General features: G+C 62.8%; 22 protein-coding genes. 10 read left to right on the forward strand and 12 right to left on the reverse strand.

Annotation, left to right across the window (positions count from 1 at the left end; genetic code table 11):
* Positions 1-12 precede the first annotated feature (12 nt).
* Together MOD31_RS19645 and MOD31_RS19650 are read right to left on the reverse strand one after the other, a co-directional pair.
* The gene (locus MOD31_RS19645; protein WP_250821461.1) at positions 13-1,179 is read right to left on the reverse strand and encodes a TIGR01906 family membrane protein; all 1,167 of its coding nucleotides are present in this window, start codon (positions 1,177-1,179) and stop codon (positions 13-15) included.
* Positions 1,180-1,318: 139 nt separating this feature from the next.
* Positions 1,319-2,314, reverse strand: a complete 996-nt coding sequence (locus MOD31_RS19650; protein WP_142939852.1) for a stage II sporulation protein M — start codon at positions 2,312-2,314, stop codon at positions 1,319-1,321.
* Between the two features lie 106 nt (positions 2,315-2,420).
* Here MOD31_RS19650 and MOD31_RS19655 point away from each other — a divergent pair, with 106 nt between their 5' ends.
* Entirely contained in the window at positions 2,421-3,224 is an 804-nt protein-coding gene (locus MOD31_RS19655; RefSeq protein WP_250821462.1) for an RDD family protein, read from the forward strand.
* 44 nt (positions 3,225-3,268) lie between these two features.
* Here MOD31_RS19655 and MOD31_RS19660 read toward each other — a convergent pair whose 3' ends face one another.
* From MOD31_RS19660 to MOD31_RS19680, 5 genes are all read right to left on the reverse strand, one after another.
* On the reverse strand, positions 3,269-4,090 hold the full coding sequence (locus MOD31_RS19660) for a pentapeptide repeat-containing protein (protein WP_250821463.1): 822 nt from the start codon (positions 4,088-4,090) through the stop codon (positions 3,269-3,271).
* A 187-nt stretch (positions 4,091-4,277) separates the two neighbouring features.
* The gene (locus MOD31_RS19665) at positions 4,278-5,366 is read right to left on the reverse strand and encodes an Ig-like domain-containing protein (protein ID WP_250821464.1); all 1,089 of its coding nucleotides are present in this window, start codon (positions 5,364-5,366) and stop codon (positions 4,278-4,280) included.
* Between the two features lie 264 nt (positions 5,367-5,630).
* On the reverse strand, positions 5,631-7,109 hold the full coding sequence (gene ahcY, locus MOD31_RS19670; protein WP_166841427.1) for an adenosylhomocysteinase: 1,479 nt from the start codon (positions 7,107-7,109) through the stop codon (positions 5,631-5,633).
* 42 nt (positions 7,110-7,151) lie between these two features.
* On the reverse strand, positions 7,152-7,370 hold the full coding sequence (locus MOD31_RS19675; protein WP_142939858.1) for a Trm112 family protein: 219 nt from the start codon (positions 7,368-7,370) through the stop codon (positions 7,152-7,154).
* Positions 7,371-7,524: 154 nt separating this feature from the next.
* Positions 7,525-7,902, reverse strand: a complete 378-nt coding sequence (locus MOD31_RS19680) for a DUF3499 domain-containing protein (RefSeq protein WP_250821481.1) — start codon at positions 7,900-7,902, stop codon at positions 7,525-7,527.
* A 164-nt stretch (positions 7,903-8,066) separates the two neighbouring features.
* Here MOD31_RS19680 and MOD31_RS19685 point away from each other — a divergent pair, with 164 nt between their 5' ends.
* A complete protein-coding gene (locus MOD31_RS19685; protein WP_142939859.1) occupies positions 8,067-8,585 on the forward strand; it encodes a metallopeptidase family protein in 519 nt (172 codons plus the stop codon).
* 116 nt (positions 8,586-8,701) lie between these two features.
* On the opposite strand, the gene MOD31_RS19690 is transcribed toward MOD31_RS19685, so the two are convergent.
* From MOD31_RS19690 to MOD31_RS19700, 3 genes are read right to left on the reverse strand one after another with little or no spacing between them, the layout of a single operon-like run.
* Positions 8,702-10,390, reverse strand: coding sequence for a DUF5719 family protein (locus tag MOD31_RS19690; protein ID WP_250821465.1), 1,689 nt, complete (start codon positions 10,388-10,390; stop codon positions 8,702-8,704).
* On the reverse strand, positions 10,383-13,778 hold the full coding sequence (locus MOD31_RS19695; RefSeq protein WP_250821466.1) for a glycosyltransferase family 2 protein: 3,396 nt from the start codon (positions 13,776-13,778) through the stop codon (positions 10,383-10,385). Before MOD31_RS19695 ends, MOD31_RS19690 begins: the two co-directional genes overlap by 8 nt.
* Before the next feature lie 11 nt (positions 13,779-13,789).
* The gene (locus MOD31_RS19700) at positions 13,790-14,332 is read right to left on the reverse strand and encodes a WhiB family transcriptional regulator (RefSeq protein ID WP_250821467.1); all 543 of its coding nucleotides are present in this window, start codon (positions 14,330-14,332) and stop codon (positions 13,790-13,792) included.
* A 376-nt stretch (positions 14,333-14,708) separates the two neighbouring features.
* On the opposite strand from MOD31_RS19700, the gene MOD31_RS19705 reads away from it, so the two are divergent.
* Positions 14,709-15,404: a TIGR03089 family protein gene (locus tag MOD31_RS19705; protein ID WP_250821468.1), complete on the forward strand. Its 696-nt coding sequence runs from the start codon at positions 14,709-14,711 to the stop codon at positions 15,402-15,404.
* Between the two features lie 2 nt (positions 15,405-15,406).
* Here MOD31_RS19705 and MOD31_RS19710 read toward each other — a convergent pair whose 3' ends face one another.
* Positions 15,407-15,973: a GtrA family protein gene (locus MOD31_RS19710; RefSeq protein WP_166841431.1), complete on the reverse strand. Its 567-nt coding sequence runs from the start codon at positions 15,971-15,973 to the stop codon at positions 15,407-15,409.
* Positions 15,974-16,153: 180 nt separating this feature from the next.
* On the opposite strand from MOD31_RS19710, the gene MOD31_RS19715 reads away from it, so the two are divergent.
* The 5 genes from MOD31_RS19715 to MOD31_RS19735 are packed head-to-tail and all read left to right on the forward strand — an operon-like array spanning position 16,154 to position 21,782.
* Positions 16,154-17,341 carry a 5-(carboxyamino)imidazole ribonucleotide synthase gene (locus MOD31_RS19715; RefSeq protein WP_250821469.1) on the forward strand — a complete coding sequence of 396 codons (1,188 nt, stop codon included), beginning with the start codon at positions 16,154-16,156 and terminating at the stop codon, positions 17,339-17,341.
* Positions 17,338-17,901 (forward strand): 5-(carboxyamino)imidazole ribonucleotide mutase, encoded by a 564-nt coding sequence (purE, locus tag MOD31_RS19720; RefSeq protein WP_250821470.1) that lies wholly within the window; start codon positions 17,338-17,340, stop codon positions 17,899-17,901. The genes MOD31_RS19715 and purE overlap by 4 nt, the downstream gene beginning before the upstream one ends.
* Before the next feature lie 15 nt (positions 17,902-17,916).
* Entirely contained in the window at positions 17,917-19,539 is a 1,623-nt protein-coding gene (locus MOD31_RS19725; protein WP_250821471.1) for an LCP family protein, read from the forward strand.
* Between the two features lie 53 nt (positions 19,540-19,592).
* Positions 19,593-20,843 (forward strand): mannose-6-phosphate isomerase, class I, encoded by a 1,251-nt coding sequence (gene manA, locus MOD31_RS19730; RefSeq protein WP_250821472.1) that lies wholly within the window; start codon positions 19,593-19,595, stop codon positions 20,841-20,843.
* 3 nt (positions 20,844-20,846) lie between these two features.
* Entirely contained in the window at positions 20,847-21,782 is a 936-nt protein-coding gene (locus tag MOD31_RS19735) for a peptidoglycan bridge formation glycyltransferase FemA/FemB family protein (RefSeq protein ID WP_142939869.1), read from the forward strand.
* 170 nt (positions 21,783-21,952) lie between these two features.
* On the opposite strand, the gene glpX is transcribed toward MOD31_RS19735, so the two are convergent.
* Positions 21,953-22,975, reverse strand: a complete 1,023-nt coding sequence (gene glpX / locus MOD31_RS19740; protein ID WP_187697249.1) for a class II fructose-bisphosphatase — start codon at positions 22,973-22,975, stop codon at positions 21,953-21,955.
* Positions 22,976-23,175: 200 nt separating this feature from the next.
* Between glpX and MOD31_RS19745 the strand changes: the two genes are divergently transcribed.
* The gene (locus MOD31_RS19745; protein ID WP_223942082.1) at positions 23,176-23,877 is read left to right on the forward strand and encodes a DUF4245 domain-containing protein; all 702 of its coding nucleotides are present in this window, start codon (positions 23,176-23,178) and stop codon (positions 23,875-23,877) included.
* 68 nt (positions 23,878-23,945) lie between these two features.
* Positions 23,946-24,560, forward strand: a complete 615-nt coding sequence (locus MOD31_RS19750) for a carbonic anhydrase (RefSeq protein ID WP_142939872.1) — start codon at positions 23,946-23,948, stop codon at positions 24,558-24,560.
* Positions 24,561-24,602: the final 42 nt, after the last annotated feature.

The following is a 24,602-nucleotide window of genomic DNA, read 5'->3' on the forward strand; positions in this document are numbered from 1 at the left end:
GGCTAAAAGCCCCTAGCGTGTGGCGTCCGTTGTTTCCTTGGACCGGCTTGCAGCCTCAGGTTCTTCGTCCAGTGCCTCAGCGTTCTCGTCCGCGGCCTCCTGCTTGTCCGCAACGCCGCGGCGCCGCTTGGTGGGCCATGTCAGGATGAACGTGACCGTGGCCGCCAGGAATACCAGAGCGCCGATCACAATGCCCGCGTCAATCCAGAACTGGCCCGGGAAAAGCCGGATGAGGGTGTCTTCCAGCGCGAAGGTCCATGTTCCGTTGGCAAAGAAAATCCGGTGGAATTCCGTGAAGAACTGCTGCCAGCTCAGGGCGGCCAGGACAGCTAGACCAATGATGATGACCAGCGTGACAATGGATCCGGCAAAGAGACCTCGACGGATCCCGCCATTGCTCCGCTTACGCAAATACAGGATGGCGATGATGCTGAGGATGATGAGCAGGAGCCCTGCCCCGAAGGAGGACAGGATGACCAGCTTCACGTCGGCCATATGGGAAACTTCGCTGTCCGTGAAGAGCTTCTCCCCGTCCTGATTAACCAAGCCTCCCAGATACCGGGGGCCGGCCCAGTTACTGAGGTAGTCCACAGCGTACGAGCCGTACGTCATTCGGTCGTCAGTGCTGAAGCCGTATCCGTCGCCGGGGAAACCCGGACGGTTGTACTCCACCCACAGGAACAACGGACTGGTGACTGCCCGGACGGCGAGCACCAGGAGAATGATCGGGTACGAAATGGCCAGCAGCACCTGAAAAACCCGAGGCCCTATTGGCTTCACCTTTGCCGCTTGCTCGCGTTCGGCGTTCCGTCGCGCCACTTCGTCTTCCGGCGGGCGGACCTGAAGGGCCGACGTCGGCAACGGTTCAGAATAGTGCGCCGGCGCCTTGCTGGTGGAGGCTTCGGCAAGGGTGTCCGCGAACAACGGGGTTTCAGTACCGGCGTCGGCAGCTTCAGCAGCTTTGCGGTCCGCGCGGCTACCGGGCTGGCCCTTAGCTGGCGTCGCAGTTGAATCAGCTGAAGATTTTGCTGCCACGGTGGTGGCTCCAGTGGTGGCTGCAGGAGTGGCCTCGGTGGCGCCGCCGGACGTTTTTGGCTTCATCCAGTCGAAGGCCGGTTCGTTGGGGTCCTCGTGGACGGCCGTGTCCGGTTCTTGTGGTTTTTGGCTCTTGTCGCTCACAGCGGGTTCACTTCCGTAGGCATCCACCGGCGATTGCTTGCGGCCGGCTCTCTTGTCTGCTTTCGAGCCTACCGCCCGGCCTTACAGAGACACGCGGTGCCACCCCGGCTGCGACCAGATTGAAACGCAACTGTAAGCTCTACGCTGCGATGCTTCGGTACCCGGCGTCGTTGGCATCCATGTCTCCCGTGACGCCCGCGCGGACGGCCTTCCCGCCCAGGACCAGCGTGTACACCCAGTAGCCTGCTAACACCAAGGCGCCGATAGCGATCTTGGCCCATACGGGCAGGGAACTCGGGGTCACAAAGCCTTCCACAATGCCGGAGACGAGCAGGACGAGCACCAGCCCCAAGGCAATGGTGATCAGGGAACGGCCCTCATCAGCCACGGCCTGCAGCCTCGTCCTCGGGCCCGGCCGCACCATGGCCCAAAAAATCTTGAGCCCCGCAGCACAGGCGATGAAAACGGCCGTAAGTTCCATGAGACCGTGCGGAAGGATGTAGCTGAAGAAAATGTCCATCTTCCCCGTCGCAAGGAAAAGTCCCGCAGCGATTCCCAGCCCCTGCGCGTTCATGAACAGGATGAAGGGCACCCAGAATCCGGTAACGCCGAAAGCCACGGCCTGAGCTGAGATCCAAGCGTTGTTGGTCCACACTGCGCCGGCAAAGGAGGCTGCCGGATTCTCGGAGTAGTAGTCAATGAAGTCTTCCTCCACGTACTGCTGCACTCTGGCGTCACTGGAGGCCACAGCCCTCAATGCCTCCGGTGAGGTGCCAATCCACAGTGCATAAGCACCCGCCACCAGGACAAAGGCGAGCCCGCACCACAGGGTCAGCCACCGGATGCGGTAAAACGCCGCAGGAAGTGAAATGACGAAAAACCGCGCCAGATCCTCCATGAAATTCGAGCGGGCCCCGGTGAACCGCGTCCGCGCCTGGGCCAGCGCTGCGGACAAGGATGCGGACAATCCCGTCTCCGGTGCCACAGAACGGATCAAGGAAAGATGCCCGGACACCGTCTGGTAAAGGCGCAGAAGTTCGTCCGCCTCGGCACCCGTCAGCCTGCGCTTGTGCGCCAGGAAATGAAGCCGCGACCATTTGTCCTCATGTACGGCCGAGAAGGCATCAATGTCCACGCCACCACCCTAGCGCCTGTATCCACCGTGCGGTCAGCCCCGCCGCTAGACTCGTTGATGCGGGCGATCACAGCGCCCACAGAATTGGCAAAACTTGGGGGCAGGCATGAGTTCAATCATCACAGGCGAGGCAGTAGTCCTCGAGCTTCGCCCCGCCTCCTTTGCCGCGCGGGCCCTGGGCCTCATCCTGGATGTCATCTCCCAGGTGGTCCTCGCAATACTCCTGATCATCCTCATCGCCTCAGCCTCCCGGGACCTTGACGATGCCGCCATCCGAGCACTGATCCTCAGCAGCGTTGTGTTCTCCGTGGTCATCGTCCCCGTCACGGTGGAGACCCTGACCCGCGGGCGTTCCTTGGGAAAGCTCGCAACAGGGCTACGAATAGTCCGCGACGACGGCGGGTCCATCCGCTTCCGGCACGCCCTCATCCGCGGGCTCCTTGGATTCCTGGAGATCTACCTGACCTTCGGCGGCCTCGCAATCGGTGTGGCACTCTTCAACGACAAATCCAAGCGCCTCGGGGACATTGTTGCAGGCACCTACTCCCTCCGGCAGCGAGTACCCTCAAAGCCCCGGATCATGCCCGTAGCCCCGCATCATCTTCAATCATGGGTGGCCATGGCGGACATCGGCAGGGTACCGGACGCCACCGCCCGACGGGCTGGAACCTTTGTACAGCAGGCTTATCTCATGGCCCCGGCCTCGCGCGTCAACATGGCGGCATCGCTCGCATCCGAACTCGCAAGTTACGTGGCACCACCCCCGCCAGCGGGCACCATCCCCGAAGACTACATAGGCGCAGTCCTCGGGGAACGGCGCAACCGCGAACTCATCCGCCTGCGGCAAGCGGAACAGCGGAACGCAACCATAGGCGAGCGACTCAGGAAACTGCCGTTCACTGACAGTTAGCGCCCCGCTACCGACTGACGCCGGGCGGCCGCCACCCGTTTGGCTCACCAGTGATCCGGTTTTGTGAGTCTTGGGGGTAGGAGGGTGTGGGGGTCGCCTTCGGCGGCGTTGATCTGCGGTTGGGTCACATAGAGCGCCCTGGAGAGGTCCGCTCCGTGAAGCTGTGCTCCGCGAAGGTCAGCTCCCAGGAGGTCTACGGCGGTGAGGTCTGACTTCCTCAGATTGGCTCCGATCAGGTACGCGCCGCGGAGATCTGCTCCGCAGAGGCGCTGGTTGGCAAGGTTGGCGCCCATCAGGTCGGCACCTGGCTGGAGGCCGCCGTCGGGCGTTTGCTGGTCTTCTGCGCCGTAAGAGGCGCGGGCGTCTTCGCTGACCTCCATCAGGAGCGCCCGGACCTGCCTGTGGAGTGTCTCGACGTCGGTGGCAAGGACCGTTGACGCGTCACCTTGGGCGGCGGCTACTACGCCCTCTGACAGGTGGTCCGCCGCGGCCGCGAGCTCGGGATCGAAGGTCCGTTGCCGGGCCTCAGCCAGGTACCAGAGCATCTCGTGGAGTTGCCTGACTACTTTGAACACCGCGAACATCGAGGACATGGATGAGGGATCCTGTGTCCAACTGGTCCCGGCGAAAGTGTGTTGGGAGACCACTTGGCCGGCACCGAAACAATCAAAGACCGTGCAGCCGCGGAAGCCCCGGGGCCGTAAGCGTTGGTGAATGGTGCAGGAAAAGTCGTCCGCCATGTTCGGGCACGGCGAAGCGGCAGGTTTGTCGATCGCAAAGTCAGCCGACCGGGCAAATCCGAGCGCGGTACAGCACAGGGCGAAGCAGTTGCCGCAGTCCGGGGTGAGGTTTGGTGAAAGTCTCATGCATACTCCAGGTGAAGAGAATAGGTCCGGTGGAAGGAGCCGGGGAACCCATCAACGGGTTCCCTAGGGGGACACCCGCAATCACCATGGAGGGCAGCGCAAAGAGCAGGGCCGACGAACCGTCAGCGCTGGAGAAATGGGTCAAAGCGCGCAGGAAAGAATCACTGCAATGATGTTAACAGCTGTACTAGCGTTGAGCGTAGCTCGCCCAGGGTATGTTCCAGTCTCCAAAGCCTTCCAGCGGTTCCACTGCCGGTGCTCCGGTGTTGAGGATCTGAACGACGTCCCCGGTCTTCATGTTGTTGAAGAACCATGCAGCGTCCGCAGGCAACAGACCGACGCAGCCGTGCGATACGTTGGCCACACCAATAGAGCTCCACGCGGCTTCGAGAGCCTGGTGAACGTAGACACCGGACCACGTCAGGCGGTTGGCGTATTCAACCACGAGCGGCGGGTAGTATCCCTTGTCTCCAGGCTTCAGGCCGATGGTGCCGGCGTTGAAGTTGGAGTGGCGTTCTTGCTCCATGATGACCGCGTAGCCGGTGGGCGAAAGCCAGTCTTCCCCGCCCAGTGAGACGGGGGCGGTGTGGACCAGCTGGCCGTCGGAGTACACGTTCATGGTCTTGGTTTTGTCGTCTACTACGGCCACACGCTGCGGGCCCGTAGTGAACGTTGAGACGACGTCCGCGTTGCCGATCATGTTATTACCGAAATCGACGCCCAGGAGTTTCATGTCCACGGTGACGGTGGTGCCTGAAGCCCAGAAGGCCTCCGGACGGATCCTGACTTTCTTGTCTGAGTACCAGTGCCAGGCCACAGGCTGGCCGGATGAGACGGTAATGGCAACCCGCTTTTCCATGGCCGCTTTGTCCACTACGGGCTCGCTGAAGTTGATTTCAATAGGCTGCCCGGAGCCAGCCGTGGTGCCGTTGCGGGGGTAGATGGACGCGTCGGCCTCGTAAGCTGCGGAAACAGTGGTGAAGGTCTGTGACTTTTTGGTCTCTTTCCCCGCAGTATCAACCACGGTGAAGGAGTAGTTGTATTGGGTTTTGAACTTCAGGACTTCCAGAGTGGTCCAGGTGCTGCCATCAGGGCTGGTCTTGCCTTGCACAGGTGCCCCGCCGCTAACCGGCGCCAGCACCACGTCCTTCAGCTTGCCGTTGACCGCTTTGATCTGGGGGCCAACCACGGGATTCCACTCAACAGCCCCATCCAGGGGGGTGATGCCCAATTCCACGGGCTTGGCCTCCACAGTGGGGGGCAGGCGACGGTGCAACGGCCGTTTCCTGGGGAGATCCGGCCAGCAGTCCGGGTACCGTGACCACGCCAATTCCGCCCACCACAATGGCTGCGCAGACTCCAATAATGGCAAGGATCTTGCCCTTTTTCCGTGTGGCGACTTCCGTCATGGTTCCCGTCATCCTGTCCCCCGCAAGCATTACTGAACACCCAATTCTAGCCGAAAGGCCGGACACGCTGGTCGCGTGTCCGGCCTTTCACCATCGATTTGGGTATTGCCGGCACCGGCAAGCAGTGAAGCCTAGTAGCGGTAGTGCTCCGGCTTGTACGGCCCTGCAACGTCCAAGTCGAGGTAGTCGGCCTGATCCTTGCTCAGTTCGGTCAGCTCCACGCCCAGAGCATCCAGGTGGAGTCGCGCAACCTTCTCATCCAGGATCTTGGGGAGGACGTAGACCTGATTCTGGTACTCGCGCTCTCCGGCCGGCTGGTCCTTCTTCGTCCAGAGTTCAATCTGCGCAATGGTCTGGTTGGCGAAGGAGTTACTCATCACGAACGACGGGTGGCCAGTGGCATTGCCAAGGTTAAGCAACCTACCCTCGGACAGCACAATGATGGAACGCTCCGAATCCGTGCCGGCCTCGAACACCCATTCGTGCACCTGCGGCTTGATCTCAACCTTCTTGACGCCCGGAATCCTTGCAAGCCCGGCGATGTCGATCTCGTTGTCGAAGTGGCCGATGTTTCCAACGATTGCCTTGTTCTTCATGCCCAGCATGTGCTCGGCCATGATGACGTCCTTGTTGCCCGTGGTGGTGATGAAGATGTCACCCTGGGCGAGCACCGTCTCCAGCTTGGCCACCTGGTAGCCGTCCATCGCAGCCTGGAGGGCACAAATGGGATCAATCTCTGTGACAATGACCCGGGAACCCTGGCCGCGCAACGCCTCGGCGGCGCCCTTGCCGACGTCGCCATAGCCGCAGACAACCGCAACCTTGCCGCCCATGAGGACGTCCGTAGCCCTGTTGATGCCGTCCGGCAGGGAGTGACGGATCCCGTACTTGTTATCGAATTTGCTCTTGGTGACGGAGTCGTTGACGTTGATGGCCGGGAACAGCAGCTTGCCCTGCTCCGCGAGCTGGTAGAGGCGGTGCACACCGGTGGTGGTTTCCTCGGTGACGCCCTCAATACGGGCTGCCAGGCGGGTCCACTTCTGCGGATCAGCGGCAAGGGTCCTGCGCAGAAGATCCAGGATGAGGACGTATTCCTCCGGATCATCTTCAGCGGCAGTGGGGACGGCACCTGCAGCTTCGAAGTCGACGCCCTTGTGCAGCAGCAGCGTGGCGTCGCCGCCGTCGTCGAGAATCATGTTGGGACCCAACTCCGGGTTGGCGTCAGCGCCGGGCCAGGTGAGGATCTGCTCGGCAGTCCACCAGTACTCCTCAAGGGTTTCGCCCTTCCAAGCGAAAACCGGGACGCCCTGCGGGTCCTCGGGGGTGCCCTTACCAACCACGACGGCGGCCGCGGCTTCGTCCTGGGTGGAGAAGATGTTGCAGGAGGCCCAGCGAACTTCCGCGCCCAGGGCCGTGAGGGTTTCTATGAGCACCGCGGTCTGGACCGTCATGTGGAGGGAACCGGCGATCCTTGCGCCCTTGAGTGGCTGGGAGGCACCGAACTCCGCGCGGAGCGACATAAGGCCCGGCATTTCGTGCTCGGCTAAACGGATCTGGTGGCGGCCGGCCTCGGCAAGAGTGATGTCAGCCACTTTGAAGTCAAAAGTCATGAAAGTCCTTAGGGGTACCGTGCGGATGTGGAAGAAGGCGCGTCAGGCCTTGGAATCGTGCTGGCCCGACGTTGCCGCATTGGCAGCGGCCAGCAGTTCCGGTGGCAGGAGCAACGGGATGCCGTCCTCAATGGTGTAGCGGAGCTTTACGCCGTCCGCAGCGGCGTCGGTGGAAACCAACTCATCGCCCTCCTGGACCAGCGGTGACCCCGTCACGGGGCAGCGCAGGATGGACAACAGTTCAGGACTGACCTTTGGCATGAATGATGCTCCCTGGGTGGCGCCGGCATGGCGCCGCTGGCGAATATATCTGCAGATTCCAGACTACCGCGCAGGGAGATCGTGTTTTGATCCCGACGACGAATTGCGTCCAGAGCCCGGGAAGCGTGGCACGGAAAGCGGGTGGCGGGAACGATTAAGTCGGTTCCCGGAGGATCCGCAAGTGCCCGCGGCGGGTGCCCTCGGCGCCGGCGGGCGGCTCCATCTGGGCGTGGTTTTGCCGGGCAGGAGTTTCCGCAGGGGCTGAGGCCGCCTCCCGGACCGCGTTGGCAAGTGCCAGCAAATCATCCGGACCCGGTTCCTGCGGCGTTGTGGGCATGGCCAGACGCAGGACTTCCCAGCCACGCGGAACCGTCAGGGACTCTGCATGTTGGGAGCAGAGATCGTAGGCGTGCGGTTCTGCGTAGGTGGCCAGAGGCCCCAGGACTGCGGTTGACTCTGCGTACACGTACGTCAAAGTAGCCACCGCGGACTGGCGGCAGGCTGATCTGGAACACTGACGAATGGCACCCACAACATCCCAGATTAGCGCCAATGGGCGGCTATATTGCGCATTGATGGTCCGTGCCCCGCCAACTGTGCCGAGCATCAAGTGAGAAGTCTCCGGCGTATCACCCGACGCGGCGCGGTGCGGGCCATGAGGTCGCGCTGGCGGTTCCTCGGGACTAAAGTCGATATATGCAGTCACAGCCACATGTTCCCGGGTTCAATATCCGGTGGACTGACGCCGATGGCGATCAGGCCCAGGAACACGCCGGTTCGGAAGTTCGGGGCTTCCGGCGACGCCGGCGCAACCGGCACGGACGGGGACTGCGCGGAGAACTGATGCTCCCCAACCTCCCTGGGTTCCGCACCCGCGCGGAGCGATTCGATGACATGGTGCTGGACTCCGCGGAGCGGCTCCAGGACATGTGGGGCAAGCAACTGGACGGTGTGCTCTTTGCCGTGGACGAAATCCCGCCCAACCTTGAACAGCTTGTCGCCCTGGGGAATACGGCCCCTTTGGGCTCCTACACGCCCGGTGGCCGTGGCGAGGCACCCATGATCACGGTGTACCGTCGCGTGGTTGAACAGGGCGTTTCCACCCGTGAGGAACTACAGGACCTCGTCCACGACGTCGTGGTGGAGTACACGGCCGAGATGCTCGGCGTGCCGCCTGAGACCCTGGACCCGGTCTACCGGCGTCGATACCAGTGACGACGGAATAACACCGACGCCGGCAGGCGGGTCATGCTGTCAGCTGGGTCGTGCTGTCGGGCGATTCACATTGTCGGGCGGCTCATGCGATAAGTGCTGTTGCCTGCAAGGTGTGCCTAGTAGCCGACCGAGACCGGCACCTTCTGTAGCCCTGAGGCCGCATCCTGAATCGCCACGACCGAAACGTCTGTGCGTCCTTGTTTTCCGAGTACCAGTGCGCCGTACACCGGGTCACCCGACGCGGACACCACATAACCGGCCACCACGGAGTTGCCGGACTTCTCTGGTAGCTCGATCATGGAGGTGGTCCCGCCGGACATATCCACGTCAATGGACTTGCCAACCTTTCCGTCGGCAGTCACCGGAGCGTAGCTGACTGTGCCTCGCCCTTCAGGGACACCAAAGCTCAGGAACTTCTGCCCGTCCCTGGGAACGGCCACCAAGTGCTGGCTACCGAGGCGGGCCGACGACGGAGACCAGGCTAAGTCCGTTGCATCTTCGGCTTTGGTTCCACGGGTGACCCTCGCTGATGCCAGGAAAGAGACATCCGAGCTGGCCCTGACGGTATAGCTGCCGGCTGGGACGCCGTCAAGGTTGAGGGTGGCCACCGTCCCGCCTTTGACCGTCACCACTCCCCCGTTGGGAATTTTGCGTTCTCCGTTGGCACCGTAAAGGCTGACCTGCACCACGGCGTCAGTAGAACCGGGTACGGCGATCTGAAGCGCCGGAACGGCATCCGCGAACCCCGGCTTCGCGGCCAGGGTTTTGACGCCAGACGGGTCTTGAATATCGACGCCGGACATGACCTGAAGGTTCGATGGACCAGCACCCGGCGAAAGGTACTCCACACCACCGGGAGCGATTCCGCGCAACACGCTCTGTTGGATAGTGGCGGCAACGGGGCCTCCCGTGCTGCGCACGTGCACGGCAAGTTGCGATTCACCGGGCGCGAGGCCGGCCAGGTTAACCGAACGGGTGGTGCCGGGAGCTACCAGGAGACCACGGGCCCCGGGCGCCTGGATCTGCCCCTCGTATCCATACAGTTCAAGGTTGACCGTGGCCGGAGTCTCGGAGGCGTTACTCACGTTCAGAACGGCAGTCCGACCAACAGCAGTGTTGGCGCCCAATAACCACGCGTCATTGCCCGGTGGCTGGCATTGAGTTGCCGCCAGGCCCCGGAGATCGCCGTCAGTGGCTGAGTAACTGAGGTTGGCAGCCAGGGACGCCTGCTCGTTTCCCATGGCATCGGCACCCACCACGGCCGGTGACGTCACCGGGGTGATGGACGCTACGCCGGCGGCAAGTACCGGCGGGCCAGCTGTGGGCGGAGGCGTACTGCTGGGTGCCTCTGCGATCCGGGCCACCAGGTCACCACCCAACGCTGCCACACTGCTCCCTGGCACTGTTCCGGCCGGGTTACTGAGCACCACTGCATTCAGGGCGCTGGTGGCCGTGGTGGATACAGGACTGAAGTCAGCGTCCGTGCCGACCACGGTTCCGTTGACAAGCCGCGCGGGTTCGGGACACACCGCCAGGGCGCGGCCAGCAGGTACGTCAGCCTGGCGGATGTCCACGGAGGTCCCGCCTGAGGGTTCAGGCACCATGGATGTGGCGGCTACTGCCCCTCCGCTGGCGGCAAGGATGACCACTGCTGACAGGACGCCGGTGATGGCTCCCCTATTGGAGCTGCGGCTGTTGGAGCTGCGGCTGGAGCCGGCGCTGCGGCTGGAGCTGGCGCTGCGGGATTTCTTGGGCTCCTGGGCTTCAGTGCTTTCGCCGGACACGTTCTTCTGGTCCTCAGACACTGCTGTACTCCTTACGGAGGGAGACTTCGTCCCTCGACATGCCGGTTCGGCTACGGCGTGCGGGCATCGGCACAGCCAGCAGGACCGTGAGACCGATGACCACCGCTTGCAGGATCCCGAACCACAGGGCCCAGGGGTTTGCGTACCGGATCTCAAGGTCGCCTCCGCTGGCAGGCAGCTCGAACGCCTGTGACCAACCTGATGTTGTGGCCCGCAGTTGGCGACCATCCATCCACGCGGTCCAGCCGGGATCGGAGCGTTCGGCGAGGACGATCTTTCGACCCTCATCCCCGGAGGGCACAGTGGCGTCTACGTTTACTTCTTCGGATGGGAGCGTACTCACAAGAGCACCTTTGGAGTCCACGATTCGTACCCTATGCGCTGTATCGGCGGCAGTAGCGGCTTCCTGGTTCCGGGGCGTCACCCGCCACAGCCATCCGGCGTCGGTCTGGCCTACGGCCACCAGTCCCGGGACTGCGTCGATTCTGCTGGCCGTGAGTTGCGCGGCGTTGTCCTCGGCCTTGAGGACGATGAATCCGGCGCCAAGCTGTTCAAGGTCTGCGCGCGGATCCACGCCCGTGCCCGCCACGATGGTGGCGACGGCCCGACGCAAGGATGTGGTGGCAGCGTCATCGTCCGCGATCTCTTCACGTCCTGGTGCGCCAATGATGGTCCGAGCGGAGGCTATGGTGGACAAACTGTCCAACGTGGTCCCGGCTCCACGCATCAGTGACGAGGAGAAGGCCCCCTGTTCACCGCTGGTGATGACCAGGGTTCGCGTGCGCTCAGGCCCCTGTCCGCGGTCTACGGCAGTAGCAGGCAACGTGCCCGTATCTTCCGGCCAAACCTGACGGCGGGCGCCGAGGGACGACGCCTGTTCGGCAGCCCCGGCCGCCACGCTGGATCCAGCAGTCGGAGTGGGCTGGAGGACGTTTTGGGCAGCCCAGGCCGCCATGCCGGCAAGGGGGCCGGCAACCAGGAGTGCCATGGCGACAGCCGAAGCAACGCGCCGCACCTGGACTGGACGCCGGGAACCCTTGGGCATCCTCCGAGGTGCAGCAAAAAGCTTCTCAGCGCCAAGCACGGCAGCACCCAGGAGTAGCATGCCCGAAGCCGACACCGCAGGGCCGGTGAATGGGCCAACAATCACGTTGTTGTTAACCCCGGTGGCCACGTGACCCACCAACCAACTGCTGGCAAGGGTAGCCAAAGCAACCAACCAGAACACCCGGGCCAGTGCGGCGCGTTTTCCGGGAAGGAACAAGGCGGCAACTGCAAGGATCAGAACTGGTGCGACAACAAGCAGAGCCAGCAGTAGTGCCCATGGCACAACGCCCGGACCGAAGACCGCCAAACCGGTCAAACCGCCGTCGATGTCAAAACCGAGCGGCTGGCCGAGAAGCTGCTGCCACAGGGGAGCTGCCTCAAAAGTCAGTGGCAACCCGGGATCGGCCAACAAGGAGCGCGGCCTGTCCAGCACAGATACTCCATACGGCAGGAACAGGGCGACTGTGGGCAGGAGCGACCACCACAGCGTCTTGCCCCGTTGCCCGAGGACCACCGCAGCCAGAACCACCACGACAATGGCAGGTCCCAACAGCGACGGCGCAGAGGCAGTGACCACGGCCATGGCCAGACCGGCAGCGGCGGCAGCAGTCCACGATGGCGTCCCGTTAATTCCGGGCTTGCCGGAGAGCAGGGCAGGACGACGGCTCAGCTGTGTCCCCGCAAGGGCAGGGCCTTGGGCTACGGCGGATCCCGAGGCGCGCAACAGTGCCAGCAGCAACAGCGGCATCATGACATGCGCCACCAGGGACCCGACCCTGCCCTCGTTGATGGAAATCAGCAGTGCAGGAGCACCGGACCACGCCAAGGCGGCCGCAACCCGGAAACGGCGCTTGGTAGTGAGCGCGCCTGCCGCGAACCAGGCGCCAACGGCAGAAAACGGCATGGCAAGGATCAGCAGCCACACCATGGCGGCGTTGCCGTCCCCGCCGCCAAAGAGCGAGAGCAGCCACAACACATAGCCGAACGGATCGCCATGTCCGGGCAGACCTGCTCCCAACGTGATCCACCATGTGGACGCATTGGCCCAAATATCTCCTGGTAAGGCTGAAAGAGGGAGGAGTCCGCCGCCGGTAACAGCGCCTGAGCGCAGCAACCCCAGCAATCCCACGAGCGCGGCGCTGAGTGCCACCAGTGCGGCAACGACGGCACCTGTGCCCACCCAGCCCCGCTCATTGGTGGCCAGAGCGGCGAAGTCATCGGCAGCATCCCCGCTGGGTTCCGGGGCAAGAAGATCGGAGATAGCCGGCGTTTCGTCGGCGGGGCGTATCGCTTCGAGCAACGAGCGCCTGTTGGCACGCACCTCCCGTGAGGGCGTCTGCAGCCCGCGCACAACCGATCTGTGCACCCGTCGCGTCCTGGCCGCAACGCGGCGGCCTTTGGCAATGGCAACGGGCCGAACAAGGGCAGCGATGGTGGCCGTGAACTGCGAGAGGCCATAGCCCGGTTCTTTGACCAAAATGCTCAGCACGAGTCGGATCATGGCGCCGAACAACGCGCCCATCGCCTGGAACGGCACATTCCACCACGGGGTGTGCTTGAGGCGCATGTGGATCTGGGCTTTACGTGCCGCGGAGGATGTGCCCAGGCCATGCGGGCGGTGTTCTACATGGAACATGCGGGCACCTGGGACTACAACTACGCGATTGCCCGCGAGCCAGTTCCGCCAGCAGAAGTCCACGTCATCGCCACTGCCCGGTAACGCGGGGTCGAATCCCTCCAGGAGATCCCAGACATCGCGGCGGATCAACATGCCTGCGGAGTTCACAGCGAAAGTGTCAGTACGGGCATCGTATTGACCTTGATCAACTTCATCGGCGTCGATCAGTGTGAGGCGTTCCGCCCAGCGACTCGTCGAAAGTCCTACATCCACCAGGTGCCGCTTGTTGTCCCAGCCGAGCTGCTTACACCCCGCCACTGTCACTGAGGGCGCGCGTTCAACCGCATGGAGAAGCTCCGCAAGCGCATCAGGCGCGGGGGCGGCGTCATCGTGCAGGAGCCAGATCCATTCGACGGACGTGGTCTTGGCGTCGTTGCCGGCCGGTGCGGCACCGCCATCGGCAGCGTGTGCGGTGTGTCCAGAGGGGGCCAGCTCCTGCAGACCAGCCTGGACAGCGGCCCCGAAACCCGACTTTGCATGGTGGAACGAGGTCACCTTGTTGTGGCCGAAGGCCTCGCTGAGCAACTCCAGTGAGTTATCCGTGGAACCTGTATCAACGCCAATGGCGGCATCTGCCGACCGCGTTTGGTCCGACAATGCCGCCAATGTCCTGGGCAGATAGTTGCCGCCGTCGTGAGAAACCACGACGGCGGTAACATGCACTTCCTTGAGAATTAGACCGCTCGCTTCCTTAGCCGACGACGCTCCCGCTCGGAGAGTCCGCCCCAAATACCGAACCGCTCATCATTGGCGAGAGCATATTCCAAGCACTGCGAGCGGACGTTGCACGCTCCGCAGACCTTCTTGGCGTCCCTCGTCGATCCACCCTTTTCAGGGAAGAAGGCTTCAGGATCGGTCTGTGCGCACAGCGCATCAGTCTGCCAGCCAAGTTCGCCTTCGTCATCGAAGTCCCCCTGGGGAAGGCCGATCCACACCGGTTGCCCCGGAGTCTCAACGGGACGACGCAGCTCCATGGGAGGGTCGTCCAGGTCTTCATCCGGCCCAGCCGGAAGGTCACCAATCAGTGCCTCATGAGCAGCGAGGAGGGCGGTAGCCTGATCCTCCAAAGACTGCTGGACATTCTGGTTGTATCGATCTGCCGCTTCCGGGTCCGCCGGGTCAACGTACCAATCCCCCGGTACTTCCCTCGAACGGTATTTCACCGACGCATGTTCTGCGACGACTGCATCTTCCTGGATACGCAACGCTTGCCCCATGGCGTCCCTCCTGATTTTGCAGCTGCTGCTTGGATGTGTTTCCGATTCCCGGCGACGTTCCGGGTATCTGTGCAGCGGCGTTGATTACTAATTACACGCGTGTAACTACCCACCAGTCAAGCCGCGCCGGGATAATAATCAAGAATCTCTAGAAACGTGGGATGCGCCACGCCCAACATTTTTGTCGAGCCGCCGCGTGTCGTGGCGCAAAATGACAGCCTTGGATCGGCCCGGATGAACTTTCATTGAATTTCCGCGGAAAATTGCATCAGCTTCCGCGGGAGGCCAACGACTGGAGAAAATAGGGTGTGTTGCATTTCACATTAACGATGGCCGGCCCTAAGGAACCTGCCTAACGCCGTGGCAAGATTGACGCATGAGCATCCCGGCAGCGAACCTGATGACCGCCCTACGATCCGGTCACTCAACCTCACCACGACTCACTTGGTATGGCCCCGACTCCGAGCGGGTTGAGCTATCGGGGCGCGTTCTGGACAACTGGGTAGCAAAAACCAGCAACCTGCTGCAGGACGAACTTGACGCCGAACCAGGGATGTCCATCAGGTTGGATCTGCCGGCGCACTGGAAATCCGTCGTCTGGGCCCTGGCTGCCTGGCAGCTGGGCATGGAGGTGGTCTTCGACCACACCTCAGCCGACCTCCTGGCGACGGACAAGCCCGACGACGGCGCCGGGGCCGGCTTCGAGGCGGTGGTCGCCGTGCCGCTCGCGGCACTTGCGATGCGCTGGCCCGGCGAGCTGCCATCCGGCGTCGTGGACTACGCCGCTGAAGTCCGTTCCCACGGTGACGTCTTCATGGCACACAACGAACCCGAGGCAAGCTTGCCCGCCGTGCGCGGAACCACCGGACTGCCCCATGAAGAACTTATTGATGGCTTTGCTGCTCCACAAGAGCCAGGCGTCCGCCTGCTGGTCCGCGCCACCGAAGGCTTGGAGCACTGCCTGGCAGCATCCTTGGGCGCTTGGAAGGAGGACGGCTCAGTAGTACTGGTGCATCCGGACTTGGACGTGACAGAACACCTGCTCGAGAACGAGCGCGTCAGCCGTTCGTAGCGTTAGAGATTCTTGACGGAAGGAAATTCGCCCGTTGCAGGGTTCGTCCCTGCCTCGGAACCCGCCTTCGCCTTATGGTGAAGCTCAATGATCTCGTGGTCATGCGAGAACTCGGGTTCGGCGTCCAGCTCTTCGTTGAAGACCCAGAAGCGGTACGCAAAGAAGCGGAAGATGGTGCCCAGGATGAGGCCCACCACGCTGCCTGCGATGAACAGCGAAGGTTTGTCGTTGAGGTCCAGAATGTACTTGGCGAACCACACACAGCCGGATGCAATCAGGAGACCTACAAGGTTCATGATGGCAAACAAAACGGCCTCACGAACAACGTTGGCCTGCTTGCGGTGCCGGAACGTCCAGAAGCGGTTTGCCACCCAGGAGAAAATACTTGCAACAATCGTCGCAATGGCCTTCGCCCACACTTCGCTGCCGTGCATCGGGCCGGAAAACAGCCAGATGAAAACTGCCGAGTCAATGACAAAAGCAACACCGCCGACGGCGCCGAACTTTGCTACCTCACGCCAAAAAAGTGAGGCAAGTCCGCGGATGCGATCTGCAAGTGTGGTGATCATGACCCTCCATGGCCGTTGAAATGTGGGCCGATGGGCCAAGCCCATTTTAGCGCCGATTTCCTTGCGCTGCCTTTGAGGGGGCTGTGAGAAGGCCGATACTGACACCCCACACCGGTAGAAATCCGTCCCATGGGGCGGCAGAATCAGTGATCCTGCCGCCGGTTCGGTAGGCTGAACCTTGTGACTTTTCCAGTAATTGGCGTAGTTGGCGGCGGCCAACTCGCACGAATGATGGCTCCGCCCGCTACCGCACTGGGCTTCGAACTCCGCGTTTTGGCTGAAGATGAGGACGTTTCTGCCGTGGCTGCAGTGGCCACCGCACCCATTGGCGACTACAAGGACCTGGATGCTCTCCTTGAGTTCGCCAAGGGGCTGGACGTCATGACCTTCGATCACGAACACGTCCCCACACAACACCTCCAGGCCCTTCTTGACGCTGGTGTCAACGTCCAACCGGGCCCGGATGCCTTGGTCAACGCCCAGGACAAATTGGTGATGCGTGCTGCCATTGATCGTCTTGGATTGCCCAACCCGGAGTGGTCGGCTGTCTCCACCGTTGAGGAGCTGGTGGCCTTCGGCGATAGGATCGGCTGGCCCGTGGTCCTGAAGACACCCCGCGGCGGTTACGACGGCAAGGGTGTCAGGATTGTTGGCTCCCCGGACGAAGCCTTGGACACGGCAGACTGGTTCCAGGCCATGAGCCCGCTCCTGGCCGAAGCCAAGGTTGATTTCAGCCGCGAGCTCTCTGCCCTGGTGGCACGCAGCCCCAGTGGCGAATCGCGTGCCTGGCCCGTTGTGCACACCATCCAGGTGGATGGAGTCTGCGACGAAGTAATCGCTCCTGCCCAGAACATCTCTGTTGAAGTGGCGGCCGCTGCCGAGGAAGCTGCCTTGCGAATTGCCAACGAACTTGGCGTCACCGGGGTCATGGCTGCAGAACTCTTCGAAACGCCAGGAGTCGGAGCCGGCTTCCTCATCAACGAACTCGCCATGCGCCCGCACAACACCGGTCACTGGACGCAGGACGGCTCCATCACCAGCCAGTTCGAGCAGCACCTGCGTGCCGTGTTGGACCTTCCTTTGGGCGCTACCGATGCTTTGGCGCCGGTGGTAGTCATGAAGAACTTCCTGGGTGGCGACAACCAGGACCTCTTCAAAGCCTTCCCTATGGCGTTGGCCTTCGAGCCAGCAGCCAAGGTTCACTCCTATGGCAAGTCCGTCCGGCCAGGCCGCAAGATCGGCCACGTGAACCTCGTTGGCAGCTCGGTTTCCGACGTCGACTCCGTCCGCCAGCGCGCCACCGCGGTGGCCAACATCATCCGTGACGGCCGCAAACCGGAACAGACCACCCTTGAGGAGACTGCATGACTTCCGAAAAAACGGCCCCGTTGGTAGGACTTGTGATGGGCTCGGATTCCGATTGGCCGGTCATGGAAGCCGCGGCGGATGCCCTGGCCGAGTTCGGCATACCCTTTGAGGCAGACGTGGTCTCGGCCCACCGGATGCCCACCGAGATGATCCGCTACGGACAGACGGCCCACGAACGCGGCCTGCGCGTCATCATTGCCGGTGCGGGCGGCGCAGCCCACCTCCCCGGCATGCTGGCTTCGGTGACGCCCCTTCCGGTCATAGGTGTCCCGGTCCCCCTCAAAACCCTGGACGGCATGGACTCCCTCCTGTCCATCGTGCAGATGCCTGCCGGCGTTCCCGTGGCCACGGTATCCATCGCAGGAGCACGCAACGCGGGACTTCTTGCCGTTCGCATGCTTGCCTCAGGAACGGATGAACTCGCGTCCAAGCTCCGCGAAGACCTCCTTACCTTTGCCCAGGAACTGAACGACGTCGCTACCAAGAAGGGCGAAAACCTGCGCCACAAGGTGGAACAAGTCTTCTCCCCTGCCAATGCCTCCGCCCGGAGCCCCCGCTAAGGAAGGCAGCGGTTGATGACCATGCACAAGTCCACGAATCAGCCCGGTTCCGCCCTGACTGATCCCGTCCGCTATCCGTCCAGCGCGAGTGCGCCGGTGCGGACCAAACGCGCCTTCGTGCTGGTACTCCTCACTCTCTTTGTTCCCGGCAGTGCCCAAATCGTTGCCGGAGACCGCAAACTTGGCCGCATGGCTTTGCGCGTCACCATCACGGTGTGGGCCCTTGCCCTGCTCACGCTCATCGTTGCGCTGGTGAATCGAAGCCTGCTGCTCAGCCTTGCCACCCATCCCGTGGGCTCGTTGTTCATCATTGTGATCCTGGTGGCGTTGGCCTTGGGGTGGGCCTTCCTGTTCCTCAATACTCTGCGGATCATCAGGCCGGCACTCCTGGCACCGGGAATGCGGCCCATCATCGCCGTCGTTTTGGCGGTAAGCACCGTCATCGCCAGCGGATCTCTTGGCTACCTCGCCTACGTGCTGAACGTGAGCCGGAATGCGATCGGCAGCATCTTCAACGCCGGTCCCGCCATCGATCCCGTGGACGGCCGTTATAACTTCCTCATGATGGGAGGCGACGCCGGCGACGACAGGACAGGCCGGCGACCGGATAGCCTCTCCGTCATCAGCGTCGATGCCAAAACCGGAGAGAGCGCCATCATCTCCGTCCCCCGCAACCTGCAAAATGCGCAGTTCAGCGAGGGCTCGCCCATGCGCGAGATTTACCCGGACGGCTACAACTGCGGCGACGAATGCCTCATCAACGCCGTCAACACCGAAGTCACCAACAACCACCAGGATCTCTACCCGGGGGTTGCCGATCCCGGCGCTCAGGCCACGCTCGAAGCGGTGTCCGGCACCTTGGGCATCACCGTCCAAGCTTATGTCTTGGTGGATATGGACGGCTTTGCCAAACTCATCGATGCCATGGGTGGAATCCGTATCAAGGCCGGCGGTTGGGTGCCTATCAGTGGTCCGGTCACTGACGAGGCGAACGGAATCCACGGCATGCCTGACGGCTGGATCCCGGCCGGTGATCAGCACCTGAATGGTTTCCAGGCCTTGTGGTACGGACGTTCCCGCGAGTTCGTGGATGACTACGCCCGCATCGCGCGCCAGCAGTGTGTGCAGCAGGCCATGCTCAAGCAACTCGATCCCGCCACCCTGCTGACCAAGTTCGAGGACATCGCCAACGCCGGCACCAAGGTGGTGGATTCGAACATTTCCTCCACCCAACTGGGCAGTTTCGTTGACTTGGCCTTGAAGTCCAAGAACCAGCCGGTCAAGCGCCTCACCATCGGGCCCCCGGACTTTGACGCGTCCTTCTCCACGGTGCCTGACTTTGACCTGATCCATGCCAAGGTCCAGGAAGTCCTGGCGTCGTCCAACACCCCCAAGGCGGAAGACGCCGTCGTATCCCACGACGACGCCAGTGCCGGTACCGTTGTGGCCGCGGGTCCAACAGTCGGGCTCCTGCCCGCAAGTCAGCTGCCCTCGCCGTCGGCCGATTTCACCCCCGTAACCACCACACCGGACGGCACGCCAATCACCATCGAGTTGCTGAACGGCCTCAAGGCGCAAGGCGATGAGCAAGGCATCCGTAATCTCGTGGCCACCAATGGACAGTGCGCGCCCCTGTAGGCTTGTTCGTCCGCTCCACCCCACGTCCAGCGCAACGATAAGGACCTTCTTTCGTGTACAAGATTGAGAATGTTTTGCGACCCTACGCGTGGGGTTCGACGACGGCCATCGCCGAACTGCTGGGTCGTCCCGCGTCGGGTGGACCCGAGGCCGAGATGTGGATCGGGGCCCACCAGGACTCGCCCTCCACAGCCGTTCACCCCAACGGTGTTACCCAGCCCCTCGATGCCCTGATCGGCTCGGACCCGGTGCGCTGCCTGGGTTCCGAGAGCATCGCCGAGTTCGGGCCCCGGCTCCCCTTCCTCACCAAGCTCCTGGCTGCCGAGCAGCCTTTGTCCTTGCAAGTGCACCCCAGCCTGGAGCAGGCACGGGAAGGATTTGCCAGGGAGAATGAAGCCGGGATCCCGGCGGATGCCGCGAACCGCAACTACCGCGATGACAACCACAAACCGGAGATGATTTTCGCCCTGACTCCGTTCAAGGCACTGTGCGGTTTCCGTTCGCCGGCTGCGTCCAAGGACATCTTTGAGCACTTGGCCTCTGTCCTTGATTCGGCAGCAGTCGATACTCCCGATGTCATCAGCGGCGTCATCGCAGACCTCGGCCATTCCGATGAGTCCGCAGCGCTGAAGGCCGCCTTCAGCCGGCTGATCCAGGGTGGCAGCGACGTCTCCGACGTGATCCATGAGGTGGTTGCCGTCCTGTCCGCCGGTGCACCGTTGGAGCCGCACCGCGAAGCCCTGACCGCAATGCTGGACATCAATGAGGCCTTCCCCGGAGATCCCGGCGTCCTCATTTCCCTCCTTCTCAACCACCTGTCCCTGGAGCCCGGCGACGTGGTCTACCTGCCTGCCGGCAACATCCACGCTTACCTCCACGGATTGGGCGTGGAGGTCATGGCGTCCTCTGACAACGTGCTCCGCGGCGGACTCACGCCCAAATACGTGGACGTCCCCGAGCTGCTGAAGACTGTCCGTTTCGAAGCACTGGGCGTGCCGCGCGTCGAGGCCAGCGGTACGGAATTCGGGCAGGAACTGTACCGCCCGCCCTTCAGGGAATTCCAGCTCCAGCGCATCGAGCTTGCCCCGGGGGCCGAGCCGGTGCCGCTGGCGCAAACCGGGCCCGCCGTCGTCGTGGTGGTATCCGGTTCGGTGATGCTCGACTCCCCCAAGAGCGACCTCCGGCTTGAGCGCGGCGCCGCCGCGTTCATCCCCGATATCGAAGCGCCCGTCAATGTTCACCCAGTGCAAGGTGCCACCGACGTCAGTGTTGCCTTCGCAGTGACCACGGGCCTGGGGAACTGATCCATGGAGTTTTTCCTGCAAACGCCCGCATGGGCGGCAGTCCAGCGTTCCCTGGGACGCCGTGTCCACGAGCAGTCCGGGCCCGGCTGGAGTTTCCTCGCCATTGAGGAAAAGAACCCTGCCGGCAAGGTTATCTATGCTCCCTATGGCCCCGTGGCGGAGTCCGTGGAGGCTTTCGACGCCGCCACGGCGGCCCTGGTTGCCCTGGCTAAGACCGAGAGTGCGGTGTTCGTGCGGATGGAACCCGCTGCGGCGGGGTTTACAGCGTCCGACGCTGGACCTCTCCTGCGCGCCCGCGGCTTGCAGCCGGCGCCGGTCAACCAGCAGCCGGAGCTGAGTTGGGTCGTAGATCTGGAAGGCGACTTCAAGGACGTGTTGGCCGGGATGAAGCCCACCAACCGGAACCTTTACAGGAACATCCACAAGAAGGGCGTGACGTTCCGCGCATCCCAAGATCCGGCGGACATCAAGATCCTTCTGCACTTCCTCCACCTGACGGCTGCCCGGAACGGCTTCAAACCGCAGAGCGACGAGTATCTCACCCAAGTAGCCGCTTCCCTGTTGCCCAATGGGGCGGGAACGCTGTTCATTGCCGAGCTTGAGGGCGAGCCGATCGCGGCTGCCTTCGCCTACGACTCCGCTGATACCCGTGTCTACGCCCACGCTGCCCTGGACGATACCCATCGCAAGCTCAGTGCGGGCATTCCCCTCCTGGTGACCCTGATGGCCGATGCCAAGGAGAAGGGCCTCAAACACGTGGACCTTTGGGGCGTGGCTCCCGAGGACCAGCCGGACCACAAATGGGCGGGCTTCACGGCCTTCAAGAAGTCCTTCGGCGGCCGCGAAGTCTCCTACCCCGGCACCTGGGACCTCCCCGTCAACAAGCTCCGCTACGGGGCATACCAAATGGCACGGAAGCTGCGCGACAAGCTCCGCTAGGCCCACATCAGCCTCTCAACAGCGCGAAGCCGGGAGCCGCTGCCCCCACCGCATCCAAACAGCGAAAAGCGCCCCATCGCGGGAGCGGCATCAAATCGACGAGGTACGAGGAGATAGCCGCAGAGCGATGGGGCGCTTTTCGCGTCAAAGACGCGACTGCAATGGAGGGGTTACGGCTTGCGCGCGTACGTCTCCCACTTGGATGCGTGGTGCTCGGCCTCCACGAAGCGGACCGTTCCGGACTTGGAGCGCATCACGATCGACTGGGTCAGCACGCGGTCCTTCTGGTAGCGGACCCCGTGCAGGAGGTCGCCGTCGGTGATGCCGGTTGCTGCGAAGTAGCAGTTGTCGGAGGTGACGAGGTCGTTGGTGGAGAGGACGCGGTCGAGGTCGTGTCCGGCGTCGATGGCCTTCTGCTTTTCGTCGTCCGAGGTGGGCCACAGACGGCCCTGGATGACGCCGCCGAGGGACTTGATGGCGCAGGCGGTGACAATGCCTTCCGGGGTACCGCCAATGCCCATGAGGGCGTCGACGCCGGTGCCGGAGCGTGCTGCCGCGATGGCACCCGCAACGTCACCGTCCATGATGAACTTGGTGCGTGCACCGGCTTCGCGGATTTCTTCCACGAGGGGGCGGTGGCGGTCGCGGTCCAGGATCATGACGTTGAGCTGGTTGACCTTGACGCCCTTGGCTTTGGCGATGAGGTGCAGGTTTTGCTTGACGGGCAGGCGAAGATCCACCATGTCGGCGGCTTCGGGGCCGGTAACGAGCTTCTCCATGTAGAACACGGCGGAGGGATCGAACATGGAGCCACGCTCAGCTACTGCCAGCACCGCGAGGGCGTTGTTGATGCCGAGGGCGGTCAGGCGGGTACCGTCGATGGGGTCGACGGCGACGTCACATTCGGGACCGGTGCCGTCGCCAACCTGCTCGCCGTTGAACAGCATGGGGGCTTCATCTTTTTCGCCTTCACCGATGACCACAACGCCGTTGAAGTGGACGGTTTGAAGGAATGAACGCATGGCATCGACGGCGGCGCCGTCGGCCTTGTTTTTGTCACCGAAACCTACCCAGTGGCCGCCGGCAATTGCCGCAGCTTCGGTAACGCGGACGAGTTCAAGCGCAAGGTTGCGGTCGGGTTCGTCGAGGCCGACGGCGAGCGACGGCGAAATCGTGGAATACTGCTGGGTCATTGGTGCAGGAGACACTTGAACCTCTTCTTCGAGTGACGATTCACGGGACCGGACATGGTTGCACGGGGCAACCCGGGGTTCCTCTATCAACGATCATAGTCGCCGAGTGGTCCGGGAGTCGTTGGATGACCACAGCCCCCGGCACCTGTGGTGAGGTTACCGGATGTGTGTTCCCTGCCCGGATAAGGGATCATGGAGGGGTGAGTGAAACGCAGGACAGGCCCGCAGCAGAGAACCCATCCGAGGCTGCAGCGGCCAATCCCACCGATGCCCAGGCAGCCCCGGATGCCCCCTATAAACCCGTCATTGCGGCGAAAGCTGCCAAGCGGGCCAACGCTTCTGTCATCGGCATGGTCATTGCGTTGCTGGTTTGTGTCCTGGCTTTTCTTCCCATCGTTTTGATGAACCCGGCGCCCAAGGGCGAGGGTTTCCGGCCTGATGTTGACGTCGCGGCCATTGCCCGCAACGCCACAGGTGTGGCGGGATTCACACCCGTCACCCCGGACGTCGGCGACACATTCAAACCCAATTACGCCCGGTGGGAGTCCGGCACTGGAAGCGGCGTGCCTACCTGGGAGATCGGGTTCCTCACTCCCAAGGAAAATTTCATTGGCCTCACCCAGACCAATCAGGCGAACCCCACGTGGGTTTTGCAGCAGACAGAGAACCTCCCTGTGACCGGAACCCGTAACGCTGGTGGCCAGGAGTGGGAACTGCGGGACTCCGGCAAAGAAAAGCGGAGCATGGTCCTGGAGTATCGCGGCACCACCATCGTCCTGAGCGGCACGGCTAAGCTCGATGAGTTCGCAACCCTGGCCGCCGCCGTCGTGAAGTCCGCAGAGCAGGCACCGCCTGCCAGCGTTCCGGCTACCGCAACGTCGTCTCCGCAGCCCTCCGCCTGAGAAGCCGTCCGGTTTATCACGCGCAACACTTTCACGGACTGCGGTGTCCGCGTCGTAAAGTAAGGCTCGTGCCTACTTACCTGACTCCAGCCCTGGCGTGGCGCCGTCTCCGCGAGGGCAACGAACGTTTTGTTTCCGGCGAATCCCTGCACCCCAACCAGGATGCTTCGCGACGCTCTTCTCTGATTGAGAACCAGAACCCGTTTGCCGTGATCTTCGGCTGCTCGGATTCCCGGCTCGCTGCAGAGATCATTTTTGACCTTGGCCTCGGTGACGCCTTCGTGGTGCGCACCGCCGGCCAGGTTATTGACGATGCCGTCCTGGGTTCACTCGAATACAGCATCAGCGAACTCCGTGTTCCATTGATCGTCATCCTCGGCCATGACAGCTGCGGTGCGGTCAAGGCCACCAAGTCGGCCGTGGAAACGGGCGAGATGCCTCCGGGCTTTATCCGCGACCTCGTGGAGCGCATTACACCGTCGGTCCTGACGGCCAGGCGCAATAACCAGGACGACGTCAACGACATGGTGGTGGAGCACGTGAAGCAGACCGCTGCCCGCCTGGCTGACAGCTCACGTGTGATTTCGGACGCCATCGACGACGGCCGCGTTGCCGTGATCGGCCTGTCCTACAAGCTGGACGAAGGCCGCGCGGCCCTCGTTTCCGGGATCGGCAAGCTCTAGGAGGACGTGCTCCGGCCGTGGCGCCGGAGCACGTAGCACTCC

Source organism: Paenarthrobacter sp. TYUT067 (genome assembly GCF_023656375.1).
In the GTDB taxonomy this organism is placed as follows: Bacteria; Actinomycetota; Actinomycetes; order Actinomycetales; family Micrococcaceae; genus Arthrobacter.

What these genes read in the sequence shown, in the direction of transcription:
- MOD31_RS19655 (WP_250821462.1), top strand. Translation starts at nt 2,421, where the DNA reads ATGAGTTCAATCATCACAGGCGAGGCAGTAGTCCTCGAGCTTCGCCCC.
- MOD31_RS19660 (WP_250821463.1), bottom strand. Translation starts at nt 4,090, where the DNA reads ATGAGACTTTCACCAAACCTCACCCCGGACTGCGGCAACTGCTTCGCC.
- ahcY (WP_166841427.1), bottom strand. Translation starts at nt 7,109, where the DNA reads ATGACTTTTGACTTCAAAGTGGCTGACATCACTCTTGCCGAGGCCGGC.
- MOD31_RS19675 (WP_142939858.1), bottom strand. Translation starts at nt 7,370, where the DNA reads ATGCCAAAGGTCAGTCCTGAACTGTTGTCCATCCTGCGCTGCCCCGTG.
- MOD31_RS19685 (WP_142939859.1), top strand. Translation starts at nt 8,067, where the DNA reads ATGCAGTCACAGCCACATGTTCCCGGGTTCAATATCCGGTGGACTGAC.
- MOD31_RS19700 (WP_250821467.1), bottom strand. Translation starts at nt 14,332, where the DNA reads ATGGGGCAAGCGTTGCGTATCCAGGAAGATGCAGTCGTCGCAGAACAT.
- MOD31_RS19705 (WP_250821468.1), top strand. Translation starts at nt 14,709, where the DNA reads ATGAGCATCCCGGCAGCGAACCTGATGACCGCCCTACGATCCGGTCAC.
- MOD31_RS19710 (WP_166841431.1), bottom strand. Translation starts at nt 15,973, where the DNA reads ATGATCACCACACTTGCAGATCGCATCCGCGGACTTGCCTCACTTTTT.
- purE (WP_250821470.1), top strand. Translation starts at nt 17,338, where the DNA reads ATGACTTCCGAAAAAACGGCCCCGTTGGTAGGACTTGTGATGGGCTCG.
- MOD31_RS19725 (WP_250821471.1), top strand. Translation starts at nt 17,917, where the DNA reads ATGACCATGCACAAGTCCACGAATCAGCCCGGTTCCGCCCTGACTGAT.
- MOD31_RS19735 (WP_142939869.1), top strand. Translation starts at nt 20,847, where the DNA reads ATGGAGTTTTTCCTGCAAACGCCCGCATGGGCGGCAGTCCAGCGTTCC.
- glpX (WP_187697249.1), bottom strand. Translation starts at nt 22,975, where the DNA reads ATGACCCAGCAGTATTCCACGATTTCGCCGTCGCTCGCCGTCGGCCTC.